The organism is Bacillus sp. FSL R5-0434, assembly GCF_038004745.1.
Classification (GTDB): Bacteria; Bacillota; Bacilli; order Bacillales; family Bacillaceae; genus Bacillus; species Bacillus halotolerans.
On sequence record NZ_JBBORV010000001.1, the window covers coordinates 177,501 to 190,829 of the forward strand.

The 13,329-nt window shown below is 44.6% G+C and carries 11 protein-coding genes (1 of these 11 cut by a window edge); 2 read left to right on the top strand and 9 right to left on the bottom strand.

The window, feature by feature from the left end:
• Positions 1-658 carry the 3' portion of a SulP family inorganic anion transporter gene (locus NYE43_RS01015; RefSeq protein WP_341060626.1) on the top strand. It extends 776 nt beyond the left edge of the window, so only the last 658 of its 1,434 coding nucleotides appear in the window; the start codon falls outside the window, past its left edge; the stop codon is at positions 656-658.
• Positions 659-803: 145 nt separating this feature from the next.
• Complete coding sequence (locus tag NYE43_RS01020) at positions 804-1,724, top strand: bile acid:sodium symporter family protein (RefSeq protein ID WP_081638220.1); 921 nt, start codon at positions 804-806, stop codon at positions 1,722-1,724.
• A 9-nt stretch (positions 1,725-1,733) separates the two neighbouring features.
• Here the strand turns inward: NYE43_RS01020 and NYE43_RS01025 are convergent, their stop codons facing one another.
• From NYE43_RS01025 to NYE43_RS01065, 9 genes are all read right to left on the bottom strand, one after another.
• Positions 1,734-2,486 (bottom strand): alpha/beta hydrolase, encoded by a 753-nt coding sequence (locus NYE43_RS01025; protein ID WP_095714748.1) that lies wholly within the window; start codon positions 2,484-2,486, stop codon positions 1,734-1,736.
• Positions 2,483-3,493 (bottom strand): iron ABC transporter permease FeuC, encoded by a 1,011-nt coding sequence (gene feuC, locus NYE43_RS01030; protein ID WP_216394862.1) that lies wholly within the window; start codon positions 3,491-3,493, stop codon positions 2,483-2,485. Before feuC ends, NYE43_RS01025 begins: the two co-directional genes overlap by 4 nt.
• Complete coding sequence (locus NYE43_RS01035; RefSeq protein ID WP_024120017.1) at positions 3,486-4,490, bottom strand: FecCD family ABC transporter permease; 1,005 nt, start codon at positions 4,488-4,490, stop codon at positions 3,486-3,488. The genes feuC and NYE43_RS01035 overlap by 8 nt, the downstream gene beginning before the upstream one ends.
• Before the next feature lie 18 nt (positions 4,491-4,508).
• Positions 4,509-5,462, bottom strand: coding sequence for an iron ABC transporter substrate-binding protein FeuA (gene feuA / locus NYE43_RS01040; protein ID WP_103672608.1), 954 nt, complete (start codon positions 5,460-5,462; stop codon positions 4,509-4,511).
• A 90-nt stretch (positions 5,463-5,552) separates the two neighbouring features.
• On the bottom strand, positions 5,553-7,133 hold the full coding sequence (btr, locus tag NYE43_RS01045; RefSeq protein ID WP_213418235.1) for a bacillibactin transport transcriptional regulator Btr: 1,581 nt from the start codon (positions 7,131-7,133) through the stop codon (positions 5,553-5,555).
• 204 nt (positions 7,134-7,337) lie between these two features.
• Positions 7,338-8,582 carry an exo-beta-N-acetylmuramidase NamZ family protein gene (locus NYE43_RS01050; RefSeq protein WP_341060632.1) on the bottom strand — a complete coding sequence of 415 codons (1,245 nt, stop codon included), beginning with the start codon at positions 8,580-8,582 and terminating at the stop codon, positions 7,338-7,340.
• A gap of 13 nt (positions 8,583-8,595) precedes the next feature.
• Positions 8,596-10,524, bottom strand: a complete 1,929-nt coding sequence (locus NYE43_RS01055) for a glycoside hydrolase family 3 protein (RefSeq protein WP_198097820.1) — start codon at positions 10,522-10,524, stop codon at positions 8,596-8,598.
• 22 nt (positions 10,525-10,546) lie between these two features.
• Positions 10,547-11,884, bottom strand: coding sequence for a penicillin binding protein PBP4B (gene pbp4b, locus NYE43_RS01060; protein WP_308400056.1), 1,338 nt, complete (start codon positions 11,882-11,884; stop codon positions 10,547-10,549).
• A 54-nt stretch (positions 11,885-11,938) separates the two neighbouring features.
• Positions 11,939-13,306: a PTS transporter subunit EIIC gene (locus tag NYE43_RS01065; protein WP_127696137.1), complete on the bottom strand. Its 1,368-nt coding sequence runs from the start codon at positions 13,304-13,306 to the stop codon at positions 11,939-11,941.
• Between the last annotated feature and the right edge of the window lie 23 nt (positions 13,307-13,329).

Here is a 13,329-nt window from a genome sequence, read left to right on the forward strand (position 1 = left end):
GGGAATCGCGAATATCGTCACTGGATTTTTTGGCGGTATGGCGGGCTGCGCTATGATCGGACAATCTGTTATTAATACAAAAGCGGGCGGCCGCGGACGGTTATCAGCCTTTGTTGCCGGTGCTTTTCTTATGTTTTTAATTGCCGTTTTGAGTCATGTTGTTGTAAACATTCCGATGGCTGCGTTAGTGGCTGTTATGGTTATGGTATCTGTCGGCACATTTGATTGGTCTTCTTTAAAAGGCTTGAAAAAAGCGCCGATTACAGATTCAATTGTAATGGTTGTGACGGTGATTACAGTTGTCGTGACGGATGACTTATCGAAAGGCGTATTCGTCGGTGTTCTGTTAAGTGCCGTATTTTTCGTAGCCAAAATCTCGAAGCTGAAGATCGTTTCTCATGCAGAAGATCAAAAGCTGAGAACGTATCAAGTGAAGGGACAGATCTTTTTTGCGTCAGTAACTGATCTTACGAATGCGTTTATCTATCAAGAGGATATCGAGCGAGTTGTCATTGACTTGACCGATGCTCACGTATGGGATGATTCAGGAGCGGCTGCGCTTGATAAAATTGTTGCGAAGTTTAAAGAGCAAGGAATTGAAGCTGAATTAAAGGGGCTGAATAATGCAAGTAAAGCCCTTATGAAACAGATGGCATAAAAGTATGAAAGTCCAGATTGATGAGATCTGGGCTTTTTTATATAACATATGGTTGAACTGCATTGATATAATAGAGAGAAAGAAATTTTTAATAGGGGACTTGTATATGATGCTTCAGAAGCTGAACCGTGTATTAGGGAAAGTCATGCCGCTTTTGACACCGACTAGTGTTGTGCTTGGCGTGCTGCTGTCTCAGTTTTTAAATGGATATGAAAGCGCAGTGCCTTGGATATTTGCTTTTATTACGTTTGCGGGCAGCTTGAGCGCGAACTTTCAGTCTTTAAGACACGCCTTGGCGCATCCTCTTCCTATGATTCTTGCATTATTTGTTCTTCATATTTTTATGCCGCTTTTCGCCTGGGGCAGCGGACATCTCATATTTCAAGGTGATCCATTAACGATCACGGGTTTGACATTAGCTGTTGTCATCCCTACAGGAATTACGAGCTTGATTTGGGCTGCAATGTACAAAGGAAATGTTGGTTTGACGCTTTCTATCATATTGATTGATACCGTGCTGTCGCCGTTAATCGTTCCGCTGAGTCTTTCTGTGCTGGCCGGTGCCCAGGTTCACATGGATATCTGGGGAATGATGAAGGGTCTGATTGTGATGGTAGTGATTCCTTCATTCCTGGGCATGCTGTTTAATCAGATGTCATCTCCAGAAAGAACCGCGGCGTTGAGCAGTACGCTGTCTCCCTTTTCAAAGCTGTGCCTGATGGCCGTGATTGCGATTAACAGCTCTGCGATAGCTCCTTATTTCAAAGCGATTGATTTAAGATTTTTAGGGATTGCTGTCACTGTTTTTTGTATCGCGTTAACCGGGTATGCTGCGGCGTGGTTTATCGGAAAAATGATGAAAAGGCGGCAGGAGGAAATTGTCTCTCTTATTTTTACGGGAGGCATGAGGAATATCAGTGCCGGCGCTGTTCTTGCCGTCACTTTCTTTCCGTCTCAGGTGGCTGTTCCGGTTGTGATTGGCATGCTGTTTCAGCAAATCCTGGCTGCCTTGTTCGGCTATATGCTGAACCGTTTCGAATTAAAACCGGTCTTGCAGAAGGCATGAAAAAACCGCTCATATGTTGGAGCGGTTTTTTCCGTATAGCCATTCCAGCGCATTGATAAATTGTTTGCAGAAATGCTTGCGGTGATGCACCGCCCCTTTTTCAATGACGAGGCACAGCTGATCTTGAGTGAACCCTTTTTCTATTAGGCTCTCGTGCACGTATTTTGTTTTTTGGAGCATCGTCTGCTGAATCGATTGTTTTCCGGCGCCTTCTTCACTGCCGACAGACATAAAAATACGCGTTGAACCCGCTCTTACAGAGGAAGTATAGATAGTTTCTGCTGCGTTCTCGTACCAGTATGAACTTGAGAGAGATCCTATTTTTCCAAATAATGATGAATGTCTCAGAAAGGCGAACATTGAGATGAGACCGCCTAATGAGGCGCCGATCATACCTCTGGATTGAGCCCTTCTGGAGACATTCCAATTTTCTTCCACAAACGGAATGAGCCGGTTTGTTATTTCAGAAAGATAGTCAGCCCCCTTACCGCCGAAGTCTGGAAACTGATCACTGAGTGATGCGGCGGGCCAAGGAGTGTACTCGTCGAGCCGATTTTTAGCCTCTATGCCGATCAGAACGAGCTCAGGCACCCTGTTTTGATGAAACCTGTTTTCTATCAATTCTAGTTGATCTTGAAACAAAGAACCGCCATCCTGTACGTAAACAGAAGGAAATGCCCTGCTGTCCGTACTGTAGGAAGGAGGAAGATACAGCTTAAACATCCTGTCGCCCGCCTTATGCTCTGATAAAGATCCGTTCAAACATTCTCCCCCTTTTTTTGCTTGAAAAGCAGGTATAAGAAATACGGAACACCGAGTATCGCCAAAATAATGCCGGCTGGCACTTCTGCGGGCTGGAAAAACAGTTTTCCAGCAAAGTCTGCGCTCAATACAAGCAGCATGCCGATCAAACCGCTCAAAGGCAAAATATAGCGGTGTTCGACACCGGCCATTCTCCGGGAAATATGGGGCGCGATTAAGCCGACAAATGCCATGCTTCCCGCCACAGAGACACAGGCGCTAATGATGGCGACACAGGCGACGAGCAGAATGGTTTTTTCTTTATTTGATGAAATGCCAAGGCTTCTGACTGTGTCTTCGTCAAAGCGGATGGTATCGAGCAAACGAGACTTGGCCAGAAGAATCGGAATAAACAGCAGCATCCACGGAAGAACAGCTGTAATATATGTCCAGTTTGCCGACCAGATGCTGCCGTTTTTCCATACCATGGCCATTTCATAATCTTGCGGGTCCATTTTTAATGATAAAAACAAAGACAAGGCGCTGAAGCCTGAATTAATCGCGATTCCTACCAGAATAATTCTGCCTGAATCTAAATTGCCTCTGTTCCAAGCGAATATGTAAATCATGACTGCAGCAGCCAGTCCGCCGATCAGACCGAAAAACGGCATTCCCATAGCCGCGACGATTGAAGTTACTTCTTTCTGGCCTTGGAACAACAGCATAAACGCCACAATACCTGCCCCTGCTCCCGCATTGATTCCCAATATTCCCGGGTCTGCAAGACCGTTTCGTGTGATGGCCTGAATGACAGCTCCTGCTATGCCAAGTCCGAGTCCGATAATGGCTGCCATGACAATCCGCGGCAGTCTTAAGTCAAACAGCAAAACTTCATACTGCGGATTGGGATTGATCTGAAAAAGAGTGGAGAGCAGCTCTGTCGGACGAACAGAAAATGATCCGCTGGTCATGCTGAAATAGCTGACGAGGAGTATCAATACGATTAACACTGCATATTTTTTAGCCATTTTGCTCTCCTCCTTTTCGTTTGATCAAATAAAGGAAGAAAGGAACGCCGATAATAGAAGTCACAACCTCAATCGGTGTTTCAAATGGATAATTGATAAATCTGCTGGCGAGATCGCACAGCGTTAAAAAGACGCCGCCCAAGATGCAGGAACAAGGAATCAGTCTGTTATAATCTGAGCCGACGAGAAATCTCGTGATATGCGGAACGACTAAACCGACAAACGCAATTTTTCCGGCAAGCGCTACAGCACTTCCGGTTAAAATGATGACAGAGATCATTGCCATGATTTTGATCGTTTTTTTCTTTTGGCCCAAACTCTTAGAAATATCGTCGCCTAGTGATACAGCGGTCACCTTTTTGCTGAGAGAGACAGCTATGACGATACCAGCCAGGAAAAATGGAACGGCAAGCTTTAGAAAGTCGGGGCTCATTTGATGAAGTCTGGCGCTGTACCAGAAACTCAGATCCTGTGAAATTTGAAAATAGATCGATATGGCAGCCGCTAAACTATTAAGCAGCATGCTTGTGACTGTGCCAATGATGGCTAGCTGTACGGGCGTAAACCCGTTAGGCAGCATTGTTGCCAGGCCGAATACCAATGCAGCTCCAAATGCGGAGCCGATAAAAGAGTAAATGATCATTTCAAGCGAAGATGATTGCGGAAGCAGAACCATACAAAGCGTAATGATAAACGCGGAACCATCTGAAACACCCATAATTGAGGGCGATGCCAAATAATTGCGTGTGATGCCTTGCATGAGCGCTCCAGATACAGCAAGGGCTGCCCCAATGAGCAGAGCGCCGGCAGCCCTTGGAATCCGGGAATGCCATATGATTTGATGGTCTGTGTTTCCCGGATCAAAATGAAAAAGTGATGCAAAGACAATATCAGCATTAAGCTGCTTTGCGCCATAGAGGACGGAAAGCAGCAATGATAATGCAATAGCAAATGGAGAAGTAATCAAAATGATACGTGTCCACTGTTTTGAATACATACAAAAACCTACTCTAATTTAGTCTTGTGTTAATTTTTCAGATGCCGCTTTCAGGAAGCGGACTTTGCTCCAAGCCGTACCGCCTTGTGCAAGAGGATCAACTGAATTGACGTACACATGATCTTCTTTGACTGCTGTGAGGCTTTTCCAGATTGGATTTTTCTCTAAATCTTTTAATGCATCAGGTTTATCCGCATTTTCATCATCAGAAAATTGGACGAAAATGTGGTCAGGGTTCATTTCACTGAGTTTTTCTAATGAAATCAGCTCTTGCGCTTTTGCGGCTTTGACTTCATTCGGCGCTTTAAGGCCTAAGTCGCCATAAAGAGTTGAGTTGAAGTACACTTGTTCAGGATAAATGTAAATATTTCCTTGTCTGATTCTGATGACAAGCGCTTTTGAATTTTTTGCTTGTTTATCGATTTTCGTTTTTGTTTCTTTTAGATCCTGTTCATAGTCGGCAATGATTTTTTTGGCTTTTTTCTCTTTTCCGGTCAGCTGGGCAAGCAGCATCATGTTTTCCTTCCAGTTTGATGAGATGTGGGAAACCGGAATGGTCGTGCCGGCCGTGCTTATTTTTTGCAGGGTTTTTTCAGGGAACTTTGTAGATGCCAAGATCACATCTGGCTGCATCTCAAGAATTTTTTCAATGTTTGGTTCCATTTTTTCCCCTGTAGGTGTTGCTTTATCTGTGATGTCCTTGAACATTTCAGGGAATTTTCCGGAGAATGAGATTGCACCCTGCGGATGAACGTCCAGCAGTTTTGCGTCTTCCATGGATTCAACGCTTCCCGTAATGGCAATCTTATCTGTCGGTACGTTTACTTCGTACGTTTTATCCAAATACTCGATTTTCTTTTTCTCGGACTTTGTGCCGCTCGCTTTGCTCGCAGAGGATTCTTCCTTGCTGCCGCAAGCTGCCGCCGTGAGTGCGAGAAGCAAGATTAATAAGGTAAGAGATAGCTTTTTCATCTATAGTGCCTCCTGTTCAATTGATAACTATTATCAATTGGAATTATAGAGAATGAACAGACATAACACCATGGACAAATTCCATATTTATCATGGACTATCACCGGATAGCATAGAAATGGTTTGCTGAACAATCCGCTCGTGCCCGCAAGCCGAGTACTCATTCCATGGGTCTGAAGAGAGGTGATACACACGTCCGTTCCGCACTGCGCTTAGGTTTTGCCATATTTCCGACTGTTTTAATTGCTGATAATAAGCAATGGTTTCCGGCTCTTTAAAAAGAAAGAGCATGATACAGTCAGCTTGGCAATTTGTGATGTCTTCTAATGAAATCGCTTGTTCTGAAGGCGTGTCAGCCGGTTTGAATCCTAAATCTTCAAAGAAAACTTCGCGGATACTGCGATTATGCGCCACATAAAAGCGCTGCTTATGCAGACGAAGAAAGAGATAACGAAACTCTTGGGCGTGCAGCAATGTCTTTTGAGCGGCAGCCGTCTGCTTATCATAGGCTGCGAGCCACTTTTCAGCTTCCGATTCTTCCTTTAAAAACGAGGCGGTGTGCAGAAAGTGTGCTCTCCAGTTTTCTTCTGCAGGAAGGTAACATACTTCTGCAATGCTGTTCAGGCGCTTTTGTTCTTCTGAAGAAACAGAATCCATGCTGAAAATGATATCGGGTTCAGCTTGGGACAACGTCTGCAGGTTTTCCTCCCATTTTTCATTAAACCGGTATGCGCTGAGCTGTACTGGAATATCTGCTGAATAATGCTGATAATAGTAAGCCGTCCATTTTGGATGGAGTGCGGCTGCAAACGGTATGTGATGCAGAGGAATGAGCTGTCCCATTGTTCCCTTTCCATAGGCGGCTAGTTTTTGCCTGCGTTTTTTCATATAGCTTGTAGGTGAAGAACCTGTGTGCTTTTTAAAGATTCTGCTGAAATAAAATTCATCTTGATAGCCAGTTTGATGGGCGATTTCTTTCAGTTTACAGTTGGATCTTGCCATAAGCCGCTTTGCTCGGGTAATCCGAGTTTTTGTAATGAATTCTGTTACGCTCTGGCCTGTCCATTTTTTAAAGGATTCGCTGTAATGCTTGGCGCTGATTCCTGCCATTTTTGAGAGCTGGGCAAGTGTAATTTTCGTATCGGCATGAGTTTCAATGTAATGTTTTGTTTTTTCAATCGCAGATTGTGTATCGTTTTGATCGGATACATTAGCTGTGAATAGATCATAAATCAGGCTTTGAACCTCTATCACACATTTTAATTGAGAAAGCTGAGCTGATTCTGTCCATATTTCTGCAAGTTCTTGAAGCCGGGCTGAAAGGTTTTCGATATGTGAAACATTCACAAGGTTTAGACTGGATAAATCAGTTTCAGTGCATGGTTTTAAGAGATCTTGCCGGGTTTCCGCTGTATAGCAGTGAAGTCTGATCAGACACACATCTATATTTCTCTCTTCTGCAGGTGTAATGCCGAATGTCTCATGAGGCGGACAAACATACAGTGTCTTTTTTTGGAGAGGAGCGGTTCTTGTTCCGATAGAAATATGTCCATCTCCTTTTAAATGAAAGATCAGCACGAATGAGTCGGTCAATTGCTGTTCTGAGAAGAGATCACTCGTTTTCTTCATATATTCAATTTGTACCGGATGATAAATCATTGAGTTTTGCAAGGAGAAGACCACCTTTTCAGAAACGCTCGCTTAAATGATAATCATTTTCAATAAGATTGTACCAAATAAATGAAAGTTTTCCTATATAAAGCGTGTTGTTTTTTATATTTAAAAAACCCTTGCCGCGATGTGCGGGCAAGGGAAAATGACCATACTTTTGTTGGGTAAGAAAATGTTACACGTGTAACATACCATTCTTAAGTCTTAATATAGGAGATATTGTTTTCTGGTTTTATTGAATTGCTTTAGCTGTTTTTGATAGGTGTCAATGATTTCATCAATTGAAGCACCGTTCTCGATTTTCGTTCTAACCCAGCCGTTGCCTGCCAATTTATCAAATGAGCCAGACGCTAGGAACTTAAAATCATCAGGATAGAGGTCATGTATCATTTTAATAAGCGACAGTCCTGTTTTAACCGCTTCAAATTTTTCTCTGTCCGTGATATAGAGCTGCACGCCGTGGCAAAGTGTTCCTTGATGTTTAGAGAACGTTGGAGTGAAGGAGGAAGCTCTGAACGTAACGCCAGGCAGATCAAGACTGTTCATTTTTTCTGCAAGCTCTGTGCTTTTGATAAAGGGAGCCCCGATCAACTCGAATGGCTTAGTCGTTCCCCGTCCTTCAGCTACATTCGTTCCTTCAATTAACCCTGTTGCAGGGTACACAAATGTGCTCTCTGCGGTTGGCATGTTAGGTGAAGGGAGGACGAATGGCAGTCTGGTTTCGTCAAAATCCATAGAGCGTTTCCAGTGCTTCATTTTTACGACTGACACATCGGCATTAATATTAAATTCCTTGTTGAATAGTAAAGCCAATTCTCCAATGGTCATCCCGTGCTTTAACGGAATGGGATAGAGTCCGACAAAGGATGCGTACTCGGGCTCCAGCACTGGTCCTTCAACCTTTTTTCCGCCTTGGGGATTCGGACGGTCCAGCACGATAAAAGGAATTCCGTTTTCTTTAGCGGCTTCCATTGCATAAGCCATTGTATAAATGTACGTATAGTAACGAGTCCCGACGTCTTGGATGTCAAATAGAAGAACATCGACATTTTTCAGCATATCAGGAGTGGGTTTTTTCGTTTTTCCGTAAAGGCTGTATACGGGAACCCCGGTTTTTTCGTCAATGTAAGAGCCTACTTCGTCTCCTGCCTGAGCGTCGCCGCGAACGCCGTGCTCGGGCCCGAATAAAGCTGTCAGCTGTATATCGGGGTCTTCGTAAAGAATATCTACGCTGCTTTTAAGGGATACACTCACACCTGTTGGATTGGTAATCAGTCCAACTCTTTTTCCCATTAGCTGCTTTTTGTGTCGTGACAAGAGGATATCAATGCCGGTCTGGACTTTAGGTTTTTTTGCTGTTTGTTTTTCTGAATTAGGCGAAGCTGAGGCAGCCGTCATTGTCCCGAACATCATAAGCCCTGCGAGAAGAACCAATACCGTTTTCTTCATATGCTCCTCCTTATTAAAGCGGTTTTCCCGTTTTGATGTTTACTCCATAGCCAAATGGATAAAGGATGTCTCCCGGTTTTGTGACGGATGGAATGTCGACTGGCAGCGTGCCCCTTGGCTTTGATTGTCCGAAGATCGCTTTAACGCCGGCCGGAATATTCGGCTGAAGATAACGCCCGTTTGCATATCCTTTAAAACCATAGACGGCAATCAAAGCACTTGCTTCTTCGAAATTGGCGGCATCATATGGATTGCGCAGACTCATTAAGACAAATTGCTTTTTGTGCTGCAGTGCGGCATTCATGACAGCTCTCGGAAAAGCGGTGGCCCATTTGCTTGAATCTGTTACCGTGTCGTCGATGACACCGTCGTTGACGACAGGGTCATTTTTTACAACGTAAGAGCCTGTAATAATATAATCAGCTTCTTTTACTTGTTTTTCATGCTCAGCATTAAATACCTTTTCTGCAAAGTTGATTTTGTTAAGAGAAACAGATTTGATTTTTTTTCGCTGCATTAAATCGTGAATGGTTTTTTCAATGGATGCTGTTTGTTCCTCGTAAGGTGCGGCAATTAAAACTCGGCTGCCTTTTTTGGGTTTGAACGGCAAGGTATGCTGATCATTTTTTAATACTGTCACTGCCTTTTCAGCGATTTTTTGCTCTGTCTTCGTATGGTGCTTGCTTCCCACTGTTTTGAGCGCTTTCTTCACCTTTTTATCTATGCTGCTGTCATGCTGAGCGGGGTAAATACCGCGCTTTATTTTCAGGGAAATGATTCTTTCCACAGATTTGTTGATTTGCTGTAAGGGAATGTCTCCATTTTTAACAGCTTCTTTTAAGGAGTCAATCACGCTTGCCAATTTTTGTTCATCTTTCAAAGATGTAACTGAGACAGGCATTAACGCGATATCAACACCGGCCTTTATGGCCATGACGACCGCCTCTTCCTGACCGAAATGATCTGCTATGGCTTTCATATTGAGAGCATCAGTGACGATTACACCGCCAAATCCCATTTCCTCCCGAAGCAGCCCGGTCATTACTTTCTTTGAAAGTGTAGCGGGAACCATAATATTTGATCCATCAAGCTTGCTTTTATATGTGGTGTCGTCAAAGGCTGGGAATTGAACATGAGCTGTCATCACCATATCTGCTCCGGCATCAATCGCTTTTTGAAAAGGATAGAGTTCAACCTCACGAAGCCGTTCCTGGTTATGAGAAACGAGCGGCAGCCCATAATGGCTGTCAACGTCAGTGTCTCCATGTCCCGGGAAATGTTTAAGAGCAGAGGCGATATGTTGCCGTTGCAAACCTTTCATGGAATATAAACCGAGTCGTGCTGTCAGTTCACGATCAGAACTGAATGATCTCACACCGATCACGGGATTATCAGGGTTATTATTAATGTCCAAGACTGGGCTGAAATCTGTATTGATGCCTAAGACAGAAAGCTCTTTTCCAATCATGCTGCCGGTCTGATATGCATTGATTCTGCTTCTTGTTGCGCCAAGCGCCATATTGCCTGGGAAATTAGTGCCCTCCCCTAATCTCGTCACGATCCCGCCTTCTTGATCAATGCTGAGTAAGAGCGGAATCTTAGGGCTGGCCTTTTGATATGCGTCTGTCAGCCGTACCGTTTGTTCAGTTGTTTTTACATTTTCTGCAAATAGTATGACGCCGCCGAATTGATATTTCTTGATGAGGCCAGCGACTTCCTCATTCATTTTTGTGAAGGCTTGCGGAGAAGACTCACCTTCCTTTTTCCAGTTTCTGAAATCCGGCATCAGCATCTGGCCAAGTTTTTCATCTAACGTCATACGATCAACTATCTGTTTGGCATCATCGGAGCTGCGGGGTTTTGCTTCAGCTGTCTGACTGACGCCGAGAAAACATGAAAGAAAAAGGACGGTGGAAAGGATAAGCGAAATGACAGGTTTCATAACAACTTCCTCCTATCGTCGATTATTTCATTGCTTCATAAATCGCGGTAATGACGCTTCCGTAACTGCCTGTTGAAAATTGGTCACCCTCAAACACGTTCGGATTTTCCGCTGGATCAGCGACAGGTGAATGCTTTTTATTTGTTAACAAAGCGATGCCTAAATTGTATGCCGGATCAATGATGGTAACCGTTCCTGTCCAGCCAGTATGTCCGTACGCATTTTCGCTTGCATAAGGGCCAAACATCCATTCCATGCTTTTACTGCCGTTTCGCCGCCATCCAAGGCCGAATGTCGGATCTGTTGCTGATGGCGCCGTAAATAGGTCAGCTGTTTTCTGATCGAATAATGAAACGTTTCGGTACGTTCCTTTGTTTAACATAACTTGAAGCAGAATCGCCATATCATCAGCGTTTGAAAACAGTCCGGCGTGGCCCGAAACGCCTTCCATCGAATAGAAGGCTTTTTCGTCATGTACTTCTCCTTGCAGCGTGTCTGTGCGGATATGAGGGAAATGGATAACACCGTCTCGTGTATTGCCCATACGTTCAGTGGCTGCGAACTGTTTTGCTTTAAAGCCCTTTTGCAGCGGATTGTACAATGTATGTTTCAGCTTCAGCGGTTTGTAGAGCTCTTGTTCCGTATAGACATCAAGCGGTTTGCCGGTGAGTTTTTCGACAATACAGCCGAGAAGCATGTATCCAATGTCACTGTATACGTGTTTTGTTCCTGTTTCATAATCCAGCGGGATTTTCATCAAGTATTCAATGGTTTTCTCCCGCTCTTGCGAATAATACATTCCGGCTTTTTCCGGGCTGTAAAAGTAGAAGCTGGATGGAAGCCCTGATTGGTGCTGCAGGACATCAATGACACGAATGTTATCTTTCCCTTTGAAGCGATCTGTAGGCTGATCCTTGAAATCAGGCAGATAAGCAGATACCTTTTCATAAACGTCGAGTTTGCCTTGGCTCACTAAGCGCTGTAAAGCAAAATTGGCCGCATACATTTTTGTATTTGATGCCAAGTCAAACATCGTGCGGGTTTTCATTTTTGCCGGACGGCGCAACAGTTCAGCCCCGTCATATTTTTTACTGTAGCCGTATGCTTCTTTTTTGATCATACGGCCGTCCTTCACGACGACCAGAACGGCGCCGGGGAATCCTGCTGCAATGTCCCGTTCAATCATCTGATCAACCTTCCTTAGTTTCTTCGACGAAAACTGTGCAGTTTCTGGATTTATTGTTTTCGGCTCAACCTGGTTGTCTGCTTGATGAAGGGCGGTTTGTGCGAAGGCTTCGTTCGGCGTCAGAATGGACACGGTTAAAATAGCGCTGAGTAATGCTAATGTCTTCGTTCTCACAAGCTTGCTCCTTTCCGTGTTTCTATGCCGTTACTATTCCTAAAACGTCATCATTTAATCGAACTGGGCAGCCATTTCATCTTTATATCCGAAAGCGTAGGTCAATAAAAAGCCTGCCGCATAGGAAATAAAGAGACCAATGATATATAAGATGATTTGTGAAGGCAGAACCAGAAAGGAGAGCGGCAATCCGGAGACACCGAGCGCAACTGTGGCAACCTGAAAATAAGCTTGAAAAGCTCCGCCGATCCCCGCCCCTAAGCATGCTGTCAAAAACGGACGGCCAAGCGGCAGCGTTACACCGAATATAAGCGGTTCACCGATGCCGAGCAGTCCTGAAGGAAGACCCCCTGTGATCGCTTTTCTCAGCGTTTTTTTCTTTGTTTTAACGAAGATGGCGAAGGCTGCGCCCACTTGTCCTGCGCCTCCCATAGCAAGGATAGGGAGAAGCGGGTCATCACCAATCGAATTGATGAGTTCCATGTGCACCGGCGTCAGGCCTTGATGTAGCCCGGTGACAACGAGAGGGAGGAAGGTCGCGCCCAGAATAAAGCCTGCAGCGATTCCGCCGATGTCTAAGATGGACAGAAGACCGGATGTGATGACATCTGAAATGAACCCGCCTAAAGGCATGAAAACGACATACGTCAATATTCCAGTGATCAAAAGTGAAACTGTTGGCGTTACGATGATATCGAGTGATTGAGGGATAAAGCGGCGGACGAATTGTTCTGTGTAAGCAATGAATATAGCTGCGAATAGAACGCCGATGAGCCCTCCCCTGCCGGGAAGAAGCTGTTCTCCGAATAAGCTGATCTTTGCGATTTCCGGGTTAATGATTAGAATCCCTGCCAGAGCGCCGAGAGCGGGCGTCCCGCCAAATTCTTTTGACGCGTTAATGCCGACGAGAATGCCGAGATAAGTGAACAGGCCTGATCCGATGACTGTGAGGACAATAGCCGTTTGTGATTCTGCAGAGAGCCAGCCGGCTTGGATTATCGCTTTGGTAATTCCGGTAATTAAGCCTGAAGCGACGAGTGCGGGAATGAGAGGTATGAAGATGCTGGCTATTTTACGTAAAAAAAGCTTAAACGGGGTGGCGTTCTTACGATTGATATCGGATTTCTTTTTGGCTGCGGCCTCTTTTAGATTAAAATCTTCTTCTGATGATACCAGCTTCGAAAAAGCGGCGGTGACATGATTAACGACACCAGTGCCGAGGATAATCTGCAGGGTTTCAGCTTCGACGACTCCAAGGACGCCATCAAGTTCTCTTAACGCCTTACTATCCGTTTTGCTGACATCGTAAGGCGTAATGCGCAAGCGGGTCATGCAATGCGTATAGGAAGAAATATTGGATTTCCCCCCGCATAGCTCAAGGATTTTTTCCGCCAGAGTATTGTAGTGTTTTTCTTTGCTCATACAAACCCCTCCCTTTCAAGATG

Coding starts and splice junctions, on each gene's coding strand:
- NYE43_RS01065 (WP_127696137.1), bottom strand. CDS start 13,306: ATGAGCAAAGAAAAACACTACAATACTCTGGCGGAAAAAATCCTTGAG.
- NYE43_RS01055 (WP_198097820.1), bottom strand. CDS start 10,524: ATGAAACCTGTCATTTCGCTTATCCTTTCCACCGTCCTTTTTCTTTCA.
- feuC (WP_216394862.1), bottom strand. CDS start 3,493: ATGGCTAAAAAATATGCAGTGTTAATCGTATTGATACTCCTCGTCAGC.
- NYE43_RS01050 (WP_341060632.1), bottom strand. CDS start 8,582: ATGAAGAAAACGGTATTGGTTCTTCTCGCAGGGCTTATGATGTTCGGG.
- NYE43_RS01035 (WP_024120017.1), bottom strand. CDS start 4,490: ATGTATTCAAAACAGTGGACACGTATCATTTTGATTACTTCTCCATTT.
- NYE43_RS01020 (WP_081638220.1), top strand. CDS start 804: ATGCCGCTTTTGACACCGACTAGTGTTGTGCTTGGCGTGCTGCTGTCT.
- feuA (WP_103672608.1), bottom strand. CDS start 5,462: ATGAAAAAGCTATCTCTTACCTTATTAATCTTGCTTCTCGCACTCACG.